We start from the raw sequence: 13,863 nt of genomic DNA, 5'->3' as shown, positions 1-13,863 counted from the left end.
GCGCCGGAACTTTGTGAGGATGGCTTTTTGGACAAAGTAAGCGCGGGTCAGATTCTGGAAGGTTTTGCAGGAAAGCGCGTGGTGGTCGTCGGCGACGTCATGCTGGACGAGTATATCTGGGGGCAGGTCAATCGGATCTCCCCCGAGGCGCCCGTCATGGTCGTGGACGCCGGGCGTTATTCGCATGTCCCCGGCGGCGCGGCGAATGTCGTCAATAACCTGTGTGTCTTAGGCGCGCACGCCAGCATCATCGGCGTGATCGGCGAGGATGAAGCGGGGCGCAACCTTGTCGCCGCCCTCGAAGCCGAAGGCGCGGATGTCAGCGGCCTCGTCACCGTGACCGACCGGCCAACAACGCGCAAGACGCGCATCATCGCGCACTCGCAGCAAGTCGTCCGCGTGGACCACGAAAAGCGCATTCCGTTAGAATTGCACGCCGTCGAAGCACTCGTGGAGCGCTTTGAAGCGCTGACCGCCAGCGCCGACGCCGTGGTGCTCTCCGATTATCAAAAGGGCGTGCTTGCCCCCGCCCTTATCCACGCCGCCGCGCGCTTCGCCGCGCAAGGCAAGCCCGTCACTGGCAACCTCAAGCCCCGCGCCCTCAGCGCGGACAGCTCCATTACCGTCATCACGCTCAATCTCTCGGAAGCGAGCGCCGCCATGAACGGCGAGCCGCTGGATACCCAGGAGATGGTGCACCACGCCGGCCGCGCCCTGCTGGAGCGTACGGGCGCCGCGCACATCGTCATTACGCTTGGGCAGCACGGCCTCACGCTATATTCGGCGTCGTCCCCCGCCACGCCGCACCATGTGCCGCCGCGAGAAGTGGAAGTCTACGACTCCGCCGGCGCCGGCGACACGGTTATCAGCGCCATGACCATGGCGCTCGTCGCGGGCGCCTCGCCCGCGGACGCCGTCACGCTTGCGAACTACGCCGCGGCCGAAGCGGTCAAGAAGCTCGGCGTGTCCACGGTGACGCGCGAAGAGATTTTAGCTGGGTTTTAAAGAAGTCGGAAAAGGAATCACTCATGATCGTCGTCACAGGAGCCGCCGGGTTCATCGGCAGCGTTGTCGTCAGCGCATTGAACGCGGCGGGACATACAGACCTATTACTCGTCGACACGCTCGGCGCTGAAGGCAAGTTCAAGAACCTACGGGCAAAGTCGTACCGAGACATTATCGACCCGATCGCGTTTTTGGAAGCGCTGCCGGAGATCGCCGAGGAGATCGACGCCATCGTGCATCTGGGCGCCATCACGGATACATCGGAACCCGACGCCGACGCCGTACTGGACCGCAACACCCATTACACGCAGCTGCTCGCGCAGATCGCTCTGGAGAACGACATTCGGTTCATCTACGCCTCCAGCGCCAGCGTCTACGGCGACGGCGCGCTGGGCTTCAGCGACGACGATGCACTGACCCCCTCGTTCAAGCCGCTCAACCCGTACGCCTTCTCCAAGTGGCTGTTTGATGCGATGGCAATCCGCCATGGCTGGACCGAGAATATCGTCGGCCTGCGCTTCTTCAACGTCTTCGGCCCGAATGAATACCATAAGGCGCGCATGGCGTCGGTCATCTGGCACGCTTATAAGCAAGTGCAGGAAACCGGCAAGATCAAGCTGTTCCAGTCCCACAAACCTGAGTACTCCGACGGCGGCCAGGAACGCGACTTCATCCATGTGGATGATCTCAGCAAGGTCATCTTATTTTTCCTGGAGCATCCCGAAGCGAACGGCATCTTCAATCTTGGAACCGGCAAGGCGCGCTCGTTCAACGACCTCGCCGCCGCAATCTTCAAGTCGCTGGGCAAGGAGCCGCAAATCGAGTACATCCCCACGCCCGAGAATATCCGCAATGCATATCAGTACTTCACCGAAGCAGATCTGACGAAGCTGCGCTCGGCGGGATATACGGATGAGTTCTTGAGTTTGGAAGAGGGTGTGGATCGGTATATTCAGGGGTATTTGGTTAAGGACGATCCTTACGTTTAGGATGCCCGGAAGCCCTCACCCGGCCCTTCGGGCCACCCTCTCCCAATTCTAGGAGAGGGTTAGCACTTGGATCTTTGATCCAAAAAAACTAGATTCCCTCTGGCTCCCCCTCTCCCAGAATTGGGAGAGGGGGCTGGGGGGTGAGGGCCTTCACCTTCGGCGTCGTAATCGTCGGCAGCGCGACATACGCCGGCAGCAGTCCCAGCGGATCATCAAAATCATTCACGGCTAGGCGCGCGGCGGCAAGCCGAACCAGCCCGTCGGCCGGAACGTACGGAACACCGATGTGGACGCCATTGTATGGCGCAATCACCCCGCGCTCGCCCGCAAACACAATTGTGTTACTCTCTCGATACGCTTCTAACCTTGTCTCAAGCTCAGCGGGAGCAATCGCCAGCGGGCCTTCGACTAATCTCCCATCCACATAGATTGCCGTGTAAACTTCGTTGCGCCGGGAATGGACGACCGGGACCAGGCATTGGCCCGGCGTGTCGATCGCCAGGGACGCGGCGTAGGCGTCCAGCGTGCCGACGCCGACGAGGGGGCGACCGGTCACCTGCGCGAGAGTCTTGACAGTCGTCATGCCGACGCGCAAGCCTGTGAACGATCCTGGGCCGATCCCGACGGCGTAGGCTTCAATACTGTCCTGAGTAAGGCCGTTTGCCACGAGCAGAGCGTCGATCTGACGAAATAGCTGAACCGACAGGGTGCGTCGGCCCTCAAAGGCCAGGGCGCCGATGACGGAATTTGGGCGCGCAGTATCGCCTAAGGCAAGCACGGCGTAGTCGCCGCCCGTATCGATTGCGAGAAAGATCATGTGAGAGCCTCCCGCCACTGCGCCGCGAGGGCTTCGGACCGTGCGCCGTGCGCTTCGACGGTCAGCGAACGAGCATTCCCGCCGTCAGAAGAAAGATGAAGATCCATGCGGTCGTCCGGCAGAGCGTCCGTGATCTTGTCCGCCCATTCGATGACCGTGACGCCATCGGCTTCCAGATACTCATCGAACGCGATATCATGCAGGGCTTCGGGGCCGGAGAGGCGATAAACGTCGAAGTGGAATAATGGGAGACGACCGTCGCGGTGCTCGAAGACGATATTGAATGTGGGTGAGTGCACAGCGGCTTCGGGCAGACCCAGTCCCTGCGCGAGCCCTTGCGTGAAAGTCGTCTTGCCGGCGCCCAGACCGCCAATGAGACAAAGAACATCGCCGGGAAACAGGATCGGGCCGAGCGCGGCGGCGGCGGCGCGCGTCTCGGCTTCCGTGGATAGCAATCGTTCGAAGGAGATCATTGCGCGAAGTGGTCCCAGCCGCCCTCACCCGGATCGAGATCGCTCTCGCCATCGGGCGCGACAATTCGACGGCCGCTCTTCAGGACTTCACCGATCGCCGTGAGCGGTGTTCCCGCCGCAGTGACGGCCTCGATTACGTCGTCCACGTTTTCCGGCGCGACCGCCAGAAGCAATTCATAATCCTCGCCGCCCTGCAGTGCGAGCAGTATCGGATCTTTGTCCAGCATCTTGGCGGCATTACGAACCGCGCTGGAGATAGGCAGGCGCCCCGTATCGATCCGCGCGCCGACCTGTGAGGCGGCGCAGAGCTTGTTCAGATCCGTGAGTAAGCCGTCGCTCAGGTCCATGGCCGCGCGCACCTGCCCAGACTGCGCAAGAACTCGAGACGCCATCACACGCGGCTGCGGCCGCCGGTGCTGATTGAGTACGTCCTTGTCTACCTTCTCGGCCTTCGGCAGTCCATACTCTTGCAGCAAGATCAGGCCGGCGGCCGAGTCGCCAAGCGATCCGGTAACGAGCAGCACATCGCCGGGCCGGGCGCCGGAGCGAATGAACGCCTGTCCGGCCGGGACGCTTCCCATCAGGGTCACGGAGATCACCATACCGCCGGACGTACTGTTGGTGTCGCCGCCGGCGAGACGTGCGCCGTAGCGATTGAGACAATCGGAAAACCCGTCATAAATGCGATCCAGCGTTTCGACGGTTTCTTCTGGATTAAAAGCAATCGAGAGAAACGCCAAGGTCGGCTCAGCGCCCATCGCCGCGATGTCAGACAGATTGACCGCTGCCGACTTCCAGCCGATCGAATACGGATCGCTCCAGTCCCGACGGAAATGGACGTCCTCCACGAGCATATCCGTGGTGACGACCGTTTGCAGTCCCGAAGGCGTTTCAAAGATCGCGGCGTCATCGCCGATCCCCAAAATCAAGCCATCGCCGATCGCGCCCGCGTGGGTGCTTCTCAGCCGTTCGATAAAGCCTTCTTCGCCGCCGATTTCTTTGATGTTCATAGTTTGAGTGACCCACCGTGGCGCTTCGCGCCACCCCTGCGTAACCTACCCCCGGCCTTCGGTCGCCCCTCCCTTGAAGCAGGGAAGGGTAATTAGGATTTTGTTGTCGCAGGCGGCTTTCGTCCGAGAATCTCTTTCCAACCCTTCCCTGCTTCAAGGGAAGGGTGGCGCGAAGCGCCGGGGTGGGTCATAACAGCGCCCCTAAGCGCAGGAGTCCATAGAACAAAAGCCCGATGCAATTGCATCGGGCTTTTGTCGGTTTCACTTGCCGGAATGCAAATGCCTATCCTTCGAGCAGGGCCAGCGGGTTCTGGAGAACGCGCTTGATCTCCTGAAGGAGCTTTGCGCCGACGGCGCCGTCCATCACGCGATGGTCGCCGCTGAAGGTGATGTTCATCCGATCGCGCACGGCGATCGTGACGCCGTCCGCCAGGACAACGGGCTTCTTAACGATGCTGGACACAGCAAGGATCGCGCCCTGCGACGGATCGATGATCGCGATGAAGTTCTCGACATCGAAGCCGCCCAGGTTGGACACCGTGAAGGTGCCGCCCGTGTAGTCGCCGGGAACGAGCTTACCGTCGCGAGCCTTCTTGATCAGCTCTTTGGCGTTCTGCGCAAGCTTGCGCAGCGGGAGCTGATCAGCGCCGCGTACTACGGGGACGATCAGGCCGTCATCAAGCGCAACGGCGATGCCGACATTGATCCCGTTGCCGGGGACAATCGAATCGTCCTTGAAGGAAGCGTTCGCGCCGGGAACCTTGACCAGGGCCTTCGCCGACGCCTTCACCACGAAGTCGTTGAGCGAGATCTTGACCAGCGTCTCATCGTAGGCGTTGAGCTTCTCGCGCAGCGCCAGCGCTTCGGTCATGTCGACTTCGGCGGTGATGTAGAAGTGCGGGATCGTCGTCTTGCTTTCGACCATGCGCTTGGCGATCGTGCGCCGCATCGCGGACAGCTTGATCGGCGCGGCGGCGGGCGCCGCAGGAGCGGACGCCGGGGCTGCAACAGGAGCAGCCGCCGGAGCGGACGATGCGGTCTTCAGGAAGTCCGTGACGTCGGCTTCGATGATGCGTCCGTTGGGACCGGTGCCGGAAACGCGGGCGATATCCACGCCCTGCTCACGCGCCACGCGGCGGGCCAGCGGGGAGGCTTTCAGGCGCTCACGACCGTTGCCGGCCGAGGGCGCCGCCGCAGCAGGCGCGGCGGGACGCGCGGGCTTCCACGTGCTGGTTTCGACGCCCCTAGGGGCTGCGGGAGCGGCTTCCGCAGGCTTGGGAGCCGGAGCGGCGGCGGGAGCAGCCGCGACAGCGGCCGGCTTATCGCCGATGATGGCGATGGGCTGGCCGACCGGAACGACGGCGCCGGGCTGGACCTGGGTGTGCAGGACACCCGCTTCCTCGGCCTCGACTTCGACATTGCTCTTATCGGTCTCGATTTCGGCGATCACATCACCGACCGCGACCGTGGAGCCGTCGGGCTTGAGCCATTGGAGAAGGGTGCCCTCCTCCATCGCGTCGCCCATCTTGGGCATAATCACTTCTGACATAAGTTGTTCTCTGTGTCCGCCTCTAAGAATTGCGCGCCAGGGTTCGCTTGACGGCGGCAATGACGTCGGCTTCATGCGTGACGGCGAGCTGTTCCAGAGCGCGCGAGTACGGCATCGGCACGAATGCGCCGGCGACGCGCTCGACGGGAGCGTCCAGATAATCGAACGCCTTCTCACCGATTTGCGCGGCGAACTCACCGGCGATGCCGTAGTAGAGCCACTGCTCCTGGACGACGACCGCATGATGGGTCTTCTTGACGCTCTCGATGATCGTGTCGATATCGAAGGGCATCAGCGAGCGCAGGTCGATGACTTCGGCGTCGATGCCCTCAGCCGCGAGCTGCTCGGCCGCCGCGAGCGAGATGATCGTGCCGCGCGAGTAGGAGATGATCGTGACATCCTTGCCCTTGCGCTTCACATCGGCGACGCCGATGGGAACGATGAACTCAGGATCCGTCGGGACATCGCCCTTGCTGCCGTAGAGACCGGCGTGTTCGGTGAAGACAACGGGGTTGTTATCGCGAATGGCGGCTTTGAGCAAGCCCTTGGCGTCGGCGGGCGTCGCGGGGGCGACGACCTTGAGGCCGGGGGTGTTCGCATACCAGTGCGCGAGGTCCTGGGAGTGCTGAGCCGAAAGCTGGACGCCGACGCCGCCGGGCCCGCGAAGGACACACGGCACGTTGAACTGTCCACCGCTCATATAGAGGATTTTCGCCGTGTGGTTGATGATCTGATCCCACGCGACCAGCGCGAAGTTCAGGGTCATGAACTCGATGACGGGACGCATGCCCATCATCGCGGCGCCCGTGGTCAGACCGACCATGGCGGCTTCGGAGATCGGAGTATCGACGATCCGCTCCGGGCCATACTTGTCGAGGAAGTTCTCGGTGATCTTGAACGTTCCCTGGTACTGGCCGATTTCCTCACCCAGCAGGAAGACGTTTTCGTCCCGATCCAGCTCTTCGCCGAGCGCCATGCGAATGGCTTCCCGGTAAGAGATATTCACGGTCTCGCCGACGTCCTTCATCTCAACCGAGCGGGTCGCCGCTGACACCGCCAGGATATCCTTCTCTTCTTTGGTCGTCGCGGGCGCAACGGCGCCTTCGCCACTCGACGCCAAAGGAGCAGACGGGGCCGCGCCGTTGGAGCTTGCGGACGCGCCATTGCTGGTCACGGCGGCGTCGCCAATGATGGCGATCGGCTCGCCAACGGGCACGGTGGCTCCGGGCTGAACTTTGGTGTGCAGAACGCCGGCCTCTTCGGCCTCGACTTCCACGTTGCTCTTGTCGGTCTCGATCTCAGCGATCACATCGCCGATCGAGACAGTTGCGCCATCGGGCTTGAGCCATTGGAGAAGGGTGCCCTCCTCCATCGCATCGCCCATCTTGGGCATAATCACTTCTGCCATAGGATGTATTTTCTCTTCTAGTCGACGTAAACGTCCTGGGTCAATTCTTCGGGAGCGCAGACGGGGCTATTCTCGGCGAACTCAGCGGCGACGCGCGCGATTTCCAGAGCGGACTTGTCCAGCTCATCATGCTTGGCGTCGGTCAGCGTGCCGCGCTTGCGAAGCGCATCGCCCAGAATGTTGATCGGGTCGCGCTTCTTCCACTCTTCCAGCTCCGAGGGATCACGGTAGGTGATCTGGGTCGCGGCGCCGTCAGCGGCGCCGTGTCCCACATAGCGGTACGTGACCGCTTCCAGGAAGTAGGGAGCGGGGTTGATGCGCATCTCGTCGATGATCTCCTGCGCGACCTTACGCACCGCGAAGTAATCCTGGCCATCGACCTTGGAGTTCTTCATGTTGTAGGAGTCGGCGCGGGAGGAGAGATCGGTGTTGGCCGAATGGCGCTCAACCGAGGTTCCCATCGCGTATTTATTGTTTTCGAGGACGTAAAGGATAGGCAGTTCGTAGAGGGCGGCCATGTTGAGGGCTTCGTGGAAGGCTCCGGCGTTCATCGATCCGTCGCCTAGGTAACAAACACAGATGTTTTTGTTTTCCTTGAGCTCGTTCTTGTACTTGAGAGCCCATCCGATGCCGACCGCGAGCGGGACGTTTCCGCCGACGATACCGTATCCGCCCGCAAAGCCGTTGGCTTTGTCGAACAGGTGCATCGATCCACCCTTGCCGCGCGAGATTCCGGTGCTTTTACCGTAGATCTCGGCCATAACGGTGTTGGGATCGCTGCCGAGGATCAAACAGTGTGCGTGGTCCCGGTAGGAACTCAGGACTTGGTCGCCTTGCTTGCAGGCTTCGAGAACGCCCAGGGAAACTGCTTCCTGGCCGATGTACAAGTGCAGGTAGCCGCCCACCTTGCCCGCGCGGAATGCGCGATTGCACTGCTCTTCGAAATGACGCACTTCCAGCGCGCGCTGGTACGTCAAAAGGAGTTGATCGTCGCTGAGATTGAGCGCCGCGATTACGGCCTCGGAGTCCGCGACGAGCGCGTCCTTGATCTCGGCGCCATGCGCGTCGTACTTTGTGCTGCCGCGAGTTTTAAGAGCGGCGGGGCTGGCTGCCATAGGGGATAAAACCTCTTAAATAGGGTGTTGCTCTGATCAAATAGGGCGTTGCTCTGGGACAACCCGCCTATTATAGCCGACTTTGGCTTGGCGATTCAAGTGGCGGTAAAGATTCCTGATTGCGAGCAAAGGAAACCGTTCCCGGCCTCCGTATGCTACCATAAGAAACCGACACCGAAAAGGCCGATTTTCATGCGCACACGTCCCCATATTCTCATTCTCGCCGCCTCCGCCATCGTCGCCGTTTGCGGCCCCGGCTGCGCCTCAAAATCACATTCCCCCGCGCAGATGGGCCGCCCCATGACCGCGACCGAGCGCGCCATGGTCACGAAAGCCGCCGCGCTGATGGCGAAGAAGGGGCTGAAAGGCCAGGCGGAGCTCACGACGACTCTGCTCGACAAGGGGATCTGGAGGTCGGCCACGGACACAGACATCTACATGAAACAAGCCGAGCAGGACGGCGGCACTCCATACGCCTACACCCTCTCCGAAGGCAAGCAGCCCAGCGCCATCGTCCTCGCCCCGCGCTTCTTCAATGAGACGACCGAAGCCGCGCGCGCTTCGCTGATGCTCCATGAGCTGGGACATTACCGGGCATACGTCAAAACCGGCCGCTCGGACGAAACGGACGGCTACAAAGCCCAGTACGACGAGAACAAAAAGCTCGGCATGGGCGAGGAATCCAGCCTCCCCTACTTCGCCATGCTCGATGGCGTGGTGGAATATGTCGTTCCAAAACACCCCGAATACAAGAACTTCTCCGACGTGAAGGGATATATGAACACGCCGTAGCGCTTCATGACACGCAATCGATGCGGACTCAACGCGCCCAATCACGCCTAGTGGTATACTGAAAACCATGCCTACACCCAAGCATATTGTCGCCGTCGCCGGGCTCGTTTCTGACGACCATCAACGCGTTCTGATGGTCCTCAGCCCGCGCGGCGACTGGGAGTTTCCCGGCGGCCAGGTTGAAGAAGGCGAGAGCTTGACCGCCGCGCTGGAGCGGGAAGTGCTTGAGGAGACAGGTGTTCGGGTCGCTGCTGGGCATCTGGTCGGCGTTTACTCAAACGTGAAGTCGCTGATCGTGATGCTCGACTTTCTTTGCAGCTATGTGAGCGGCGAGCCGACTTGCAGTTCCGAGAGCCTGCAAGTCGAATGGGTTGCGCGGGACGAAGCGCTCTCACGAGTGATCCGGCCCGTCATCCAGGATCGCTTGCGCGACATGCTGGAATTTGATGGACGAGTGGTGTATCGATCCTATTCGTTCCATGCGGACCAAGTCCACACCGAATACATAGTCCACGAAGACAGACATATCTGACGGTTTATGGCGGCTGTTACACAACCTGACTATTCCAGCCACTGACGCGCTCCCACATGGACCGGAAGGACTGGCGCAAGGCCCGACAAGGCGTCCTGGATGCGACGGATGGTGAAGTCGCTGATGGGACGCGGCAGGGCGTCGATAGAAAAGTACGCGCAGTCCGTCGTCTCGTCTTGATCGGCGCGGGGGCGTTGGTCGTCGGATGCGCTCCGGCACAGGAAGACGAAGTGGTGGCTATCATTTTCGGCGGCGTAATAGATTCCCGTGAGACGTTCGGCGATAACGCGCATGCCCGTTTCCTCGAAAACTTCGCGGACCGCAGCGTCAGTCACAGATTCCTCACTCTCCACTGCACCGCCTGGTATCTCCCAGTTTCGCATCCCATAGCTATGCTTGACAAGCAGCACGCGGCCGTTGGAGTCTTGGATGACTGCCGCCGCCCCCAATATTTTCTTCGGCCATCGTGGGAGGGCGTCTGACGGGATCTTCTTTTCCGCCGCCATCTGCTGGATAGCGGCGACAGACAACTTGTCCAGTCCCTCAGCGACTATGTCGGCGTGCGCGAGGGATGTGTGGCGTGTGAGTTCGTTCGGAACAGCGATGCAGTATATTCCCGCCGCCTTTGCGGCGGCGACGCCATTTGGGGAATCTTCGAGCGCCACGGTTTCTTCGGCGCTCACATTCAAAGCCGCCAGCGCAGTTAAGTATAGTTCGGGATCGGGCTTCGCAAAAGCAACTTCGTCGCCGCAGTGGATGGTATCGAAGTAGTGGGCGATCCCCAGTTGTTCGAGATATCCCACAACCCAGGACCGAGGTGAACTGGAGGCGACGCCCAGCAGAAGATTTTGCGCCTTGGAGTCGTCCAGCAGCGATTGTACGCCGGGCAGAATGGTCTTCTCCTGCATCAGCTCCAAGTAATGCGCGCGGCGTTTTGCGCGCACGGCGACGCGATCCATGGGCTGCCCTAATCGTTCTTCCAGATCGTCGTAGGGCGTTTTGGAAATCGTCGACGCGCCTCGCCCGATGATCGACGCCCATTCCTGAATGGGCAGCTCAAATCCAAAGTCCTGATAGACCTGAAGCCACGCCAGATACTCCGGCATTTCCGTGTCTAAGATGAGACCGTCGAAATCGAAAATTATCGCTTTGATCATAGCGCCAGGCACGCTTCCGCCGCCAGCCAGAACAGTTTTTCGCGCGCCGTTCCGTGGTTTTGCCAGCCCCGATTGTCCCACACTTCGCCGCCGACGTCGTCTCCACCGTAGAGCAACTGGCCGAACTCCACATGACGGAACTGGGCGACGGCGAAGAAGGCCGACGCCTCCATTTCCACGCAGACACAGCCTTCGTCCCGTCGGCGCCGGACCTTAGCGGGCGTCTCACGATACAGCGCATCCGTCGTCCAGGTTTTGACGGGCAAATAATCCGTTCCGTGCTTGAGCAGCGTTTGTTCGATAGCGGCGACAGCCGATGCGCTCGCGGCGACTTCGCGACTGGGCGCGATGTAATGATAGGATGTGCCCTCATCACGCACGGCCGTATGAGGAACCAGAACGTGGCCCATCGCAATAGCGCTGTCCAGCACGCCGCAGCCGCCGCAGGCGATGAACTTGGTGCAGCCCATGGCGATCACCTCATCCAGCAGCGCTGCCGCGAGCGGAGCGCCGACACCGGGGTGAAACACGGCCAGACGCTGCCCCTGAAACTCGATCTCATAGACGGGATGGGGTCCGATCTCACTGCGCAGAGTGTGCAGAATAGTCGCTCCATGGTCGTCGTTCAAGGCGGTGAGCACCTCTTGAAAGAAGCAAACGACGGCGTGTTTTGGAACGTCCCGGGCAGCGTAGATGCGTTTCGGCTCAATCACGGCGATGGGTTCGGCATCGAACTCCAAAATGGGGTAGTTATTCTCTAACATCGAAGCATTTTACCTTTTCACTCGAAGCAAGATCTCTTTGTCTGGCGCTCCGGCGGGGGGAACGTCGAACGATATTTCCTGAAGCTTGGAGCTCGGAAAGCTTGCTGGAATGATAACCGTCTGACGTCCCGCCTCCAATCCTTCCAAACGCAGCATTCCGGCGCTGTCGGTGGTGAGTGATTTGGGCCAGAGAGCGTCGGCCAGTGGCCCGGAAGGGCGGCGCAGTTCGACGATTTGATCCGTCAGAGGGGCGTCGGAGGCATCGACAAACTTGAGAACGACGGGCGCACCGGCGGCGGGGATATCGAACTTAAGATTTGGCTCCTCTCCCTTCCTAACGACTAGCATTTGAGATTGGGACAGCCAGATTCCGTCGCGGGCGGCTTGAATTTTGTATGCCCCCGGCGTCAAGCCCAAGAGCATGAACGAACCATCAGACTCGGCGAACGCCTTGACATCACACAGCGTTCCGCTCCAGTCGCTCCCCTGGAACTTGGCTTTGATCTGGAACTGGGATGTCAGAGAACTGATACTTTTTCCCGCCACCGTGACGCGGCCGCGGATGGTGATGGGTGGCGGCAGAACCAATCGGACCGCCTTGCCTTTCACATACGGCGCATACACCACACCGCTCACACCGGGAAGCCAGGCGGCCAGGAGAGGAGTTCTCGATCCTTGAGAATCGGTGCTCTGATTAGACCACGAAAGACTGAATTGCGATCCAGTCGAGCGCAATCGACCCAGGGGATTTACTTCCAGGTGCTGTGCGCCGACAAAGATTGACGGCGGCAGTAGCGCCGCCTGCGCCCCCCACGCAGGCGTCACGCCATCGTACTGCATGATGGAGCCGAAGACAGGCGCTTCTATCAAGTCGTCTGGATCACCCAAGGGAATAGGATCGAGACGCCGGGTGACCTCGCCGGGCCGCACCACAAAGTCAACCTTTTGCCGCGTGAACAGGAATTTCCCATCGCGCTTCCTGCTGAGCGAGATACTCAGCGACGCGGTCCGCCCAGGCAGCGGTCCACCGATCAGCTCGCCAGTTTTGTCGTCGATTCGATACTGAGCACCAGTGTACGAGGTAAAACCGCCGAGGGAAGATTCCAATGTTTCTGAGGGAGGCAGGGCAATGCGGCCGCGCACATATCCAGCGGGCTGCTGCGCCATGGTTACGGCGATTTCCCGATCGCCGGTCACGGTAACGAGCGGCGAGACAAACATCGAACGTTCGCGCAGAGCCGAATCGGGCGGCAGAGGATCGTCGTCCGATCCGAGGGCGAGCATCTCTTCGCCTGGTGTGGCCGCCGTGACCGAATAGGTTCCAGGAAGGAGATCGTCGAAGACCACGCATCCGCGCGTGTCCGTCGAGCCGGAATACGAGTCGCGATCATTGGAGGCGTAGAGCGCCAGCGTCACCCATCCGCGCATGGGCTTGCCGGCGGCGTCCGTAACCGTGACGGTCACGCGGTTCACGCCATACCGTTTCATTCGAATGACGGGCGGGGATTTGCGAAGCATCGCCGGCGACATCGCAATCAGAGCGCTTCCCTCATCATCTGGCCCGACACGCCATTGTGTCCATGCTTCTGGAACCTGCACGGTGAGTAGATGCAGTCCAGTCGCAAGCGACGCCTTCGCGAGGCCGTCGTTCCCCCATTCCACGCGGATTTCGTCGCCCTTGTCCCATGACGCCACCGGCGTCGAAAACATTCTTCCGGAAAGGGAGACGCCTTCGGGCAAGTCTCCCAGCGGCTTGAACATCAAAGGGGCGAACGGCGCCGGCAGCTTGATCGTAAGCATTTGCGGAGGCCCATCGGGGAGAATGGTCACCTGCCGATCCATGGCGCCCGAGCCGAAGGGAGCCATTTTGCGAAATGACGGATAGGAAATCGGATCCTCGGAGGCAACATGAAGGTTCCAAATTCCCGGCCCCATATTCGTAAAGCGCGCCACGCCGTCGGCGCCGGTTTGGGAGTCGAGGTTTAGCAGACGATCCAGATCGAGCGCGGGGGACGGCTTGTCGAGCGAAGGATGACCAAAGAGGTCCGTCCGCAGCGATGGCGTCATCTGAACGATGGCGCTGGACAGCGGAGCGCCATTTTGCAGCACACGCACCGCCAGCAGGGGATGCGCCATCGGAATGACTAGGTCAATATGCATCTCGGGCTCAGACACGCCGCTAGGCAGTGGGTATCCAGAAGACGCGGTGGACTGGGCGATGGGGAAGCCGGCGATGTAGGCGTAGACATGAG

General features: G+C 60.9%; 13 protein-coding genes. 4 read left to right on the top strand and 9 right to left on the bottom strand.

Features of this window, described 5'->3' with window-relative positions; all coding sequences use genetic code 11:
• Both ABIZ35_RS19155 and rfaD read left to right on the top strand, forming a co-directional pair.
• Window positions 1-1,005 (top strand): PfkB family carbohydrate kinase (locus tag ABIZ35_RS19155; protein WP_348221526.1); only part of this gene is annotated, 1,005 nt, incomplete at its 5' end.
• 23 nt (window positions 1,006-1,028) lie between these two features.
• Complete coding sequence (gene rfaD, locus ABIZ35_RS19150; RefSeq protein WP_348221525.1) at window positions 1,029-1,994, top strand: ADP-glyceromanno-heptose 6-epimerase; 966 nt, start codon at window positions 1,029-1,031, stop codon at window positions 1,992-1,994.
• An 88-nt stretch (window positions 1,995-2,082) separates the two neighbouring features.
• On the opposite strand, the gene tsaB is transcribed toward rfaD, so the two are convergent.
• From tsaB to ABIZ35_RS19120, 6 genes are all read right to left on the bottom strand, one after another.
• Entirely contained in the window at window positions 2,083-2,811 is a 729-nt protein-coding gene (tsaB, locus tag ABIZ35_RS19145; RefSeq protein WP_348221524.1) for a tRNA (adenosine(37)-N6)-threonylcarbamoyltransferase complex dimerization subunit type 1 TsaB, read from the bottom strand.
• Window positions 2,808-3,284: a tRNA (adenosine(37)-N6)-threonylcarbamoyltransferase complex ATPase subunit type 1 TsaE gene (gene tsaE, locus ABIZ35_RS19140; RefSeq protein ID WP_348221523.1), complete on the bottom strand. Its 477-nt coding sequence runs from the start codon at window positions 3,282-3,284 to the stop codon at window positions 2,808-2,810. Before tsaE ends, tsaB begins: the two co-directional genes overlap by 4 nt.
• Window positions 3,281-4,294 carry a thiamine-phosphate kinase gene (gene thiL, locus ABIZ35_RS19135; RefSeq protein ID WP_348221522.1) on the bottom strand — a complete coding sequence of 338 codons (1,014 nt, stop codon included), beginning with the start codon at window positions 4,292-4,294 and terminating at the stop codon, window positions 3,281-3,283. The genes tsaE and thiL overlap by 4 nt, the downstream gene beginning before the upstream one ends.
• A gap of 283 nt (window positions 4,295-4,577) precedes the next feature.
• Complete coding sequence (locus ABIZ35_RS19130) at window positions 4,578-5,843, bottom strand: dihydrolipoamide acetyltransferase family protein (protein ID WP_348221521.1); 1,266 nt, start codon at window positions 5,841-5,843, stop codon at window positions 4,578-4,580.
• 22 nt (window positions 5,844-5,865) lie between these two features.
• Window positions 5,866-7,251, bottom strand: coding sequence for a pyruvate dehydrogenase complex E1 component subunit beta (locus ABIZ35_RS19125; RefSeq protein WP_348221520.1), 1,386 nt, complete (start codon window positions 7,249-7,251; stop codon window positions 5,866-5,868).
• 17 nt (window positions 7,252-7,268) lie between these two features.
• A complete protein-coding gene (locus tag ABIZ35_RS19120) occupies window positions 7,269-8,366 on the bottom strand; it encodes a thiamine pyrophosphate-dependent enzyme (RefSeq protein ID WP_348221519.1) in 1,098 nt (365 codons plus the stop codon).
• A 192-nt stretch (window positions 8,367-8,558) separates the two neighbouring features.
• Here ABIZ35_RS19120 and ABIZ35_RS19115 point away from each other — a divergent pair, with 192 nt between their 5' ends.
• Window positions 8,559-9,158, top strand: a complete 600-nt coding sequence (locus tag ABIZ35_RS19115) for a hypothetical protein (protein ID WP_348221518.1) — start codon at window positions 8,559-8,561, stop codon at window positions 9,156-9,158.
• A gap of 67 nt (window positions 9,159-9,225) precedes the next feature.
• Window positions 9,226-9,690, top strand: a complete 465-nt coding sequence (locus ABIZ35_RS19110; RefSeq protein ID WP_348221517.1) for an NUDIX domain-containing protein — start codon at window positions 9,226-9,228, stop codon at window positions 9,688-9,690.
• Window positions 9,691-9,719: 29 nt separating this feature from the next.
• Here the strand turns inward: ABIZ35_RS19110 and ABIZ35_RS19105 are convergent, their stop codons facing one another.
• From ABIZ35_RS19105 to ABIZ35_RS19095, 3 genes are all read right to left on the bottom strand, one after another.
• Window positions 9,720-10,847 (bottom strand): HAD-IA family hydrolase, encoded by a 1,128-nt coding sequence (locus tag ABIZ35_RS19105; RefSeq protein ID WP_348221516.1) that lies wholly within the window; start codon window positions 10,845-10,847, stop codon window positions 9,720-9,722.
• Window positions 10,844-11,611 carry a nucleoside phosphorylase gene (locus ABIZ35_RS19100; RefSeq protein ID WP_348221515.1) on the bottom strand — a complete coding sequence of 256 codons (768 nt, stop codon included), beginning with the start codon at window positions 11,609-11,611 and terminating at the stop codon, window positions 10,844-10,846. The genes ABIZ35_RS19105 and ABIZ35_RS19100 overlap by 4 nt, the downstream gene beginning before the upstream one ends.
• Window positions 11,612-11,620: 9 nt before the next feature.
• On the bottom strand, window positions 11,621-13,863 hold a 2,243-nt coding region (locus ABIZ35_RS19095), incomplete at its 5' end, for a carboxypeptidase-like regulatory domain-containing protein (protein WP_348221514.1).

This window comes from Capsulimonas sp., from assembly GCF_039929585.1.
Taxonomy (GTDB): domain Bacteria; phylum Armatimonadota; class Armatimonadia; order Armatimonadales; family Capsulimonadaceae; genus Capsulimonas.
This window is presented reverse-complemented; position numbering and strand designations above follow the sequence as displayed.

Coding starts and splice junctions, on each gene's coding strand:
- rfaD (WP_348221525.1), top strand. CDS start 1,029: ATGATCGTCGTCACAGGAGCCGCCGGGTTCATCGGCAGCGTTGTCGTC.
- tsaB (WP_348221524.1), bottom strand. CDS start 2,811: ATGATCTTTCTCGCAATCGATACGGGCGGCGACTACGCCGTGCTTGCC.
- tsaE (WP_348221523.1), bottom strand. CDS start 3,284: ATGATCTCCTTCGAACGATTGCTATCCACGGAAGCCGAGACGCGCGCC.
- thiL (WP_348221522.1), bottom strand. CDS start 4,294: ATGAACATCAAAGAAATCGGCGGCGAAGAAGGCTTTATCGAACGGCTG.
- ABIZ35_RS19130 (WP_348221521.1), bottom strand. CDS start 5,843: ATGTCAGAAGTGATTATGCCCAAGATGGGCGACGCGATGGAGGAGGGC.
- ABIZ35_RS19125 (WP_348221520.1), bottom strand. CDS start 7,251: ATGGCAGAAGTGATTATGCCCAAGATGGGCGATGCGATGGAGGAGGGC.
- ABIZ35_RS19120 (WP_348221519.1), bottom strand. CDS start 8,366: ATGGCAGCCAGCCCCGCCGCTCTTAAAACTCGCGGCAGCACAAAGTAC.
- ABIZ35_RS19115 (WP_348221518.1), top strand. CDS start 8,559: ATGCGCACACGTCCCCATATTCTCATTCTCGCCGCCTCCGCCATCGTC.
- ABIZ35_RS19110 (WP_348221517.1), top strand. CDS start 9,226: ATGCCTACACCCAAGCATATTGTCGCCGTCGCCGGGCTCGTTTCTGAC.
- ABIZ35_RS19105 (WP_348221516.1), bottom strand. CDS start 10,847: ATGATCAAAGCGATAATTTTCGATTTCGACGGTCTCATCTTAGACACG.
- ABIZ35_RS19100 (WP_348221515.1), bottom strand. CDS start 11,611: ATGTTAGAGAATAACTACCCCATTTTGGAGTTCGATGCCGAACCCATC.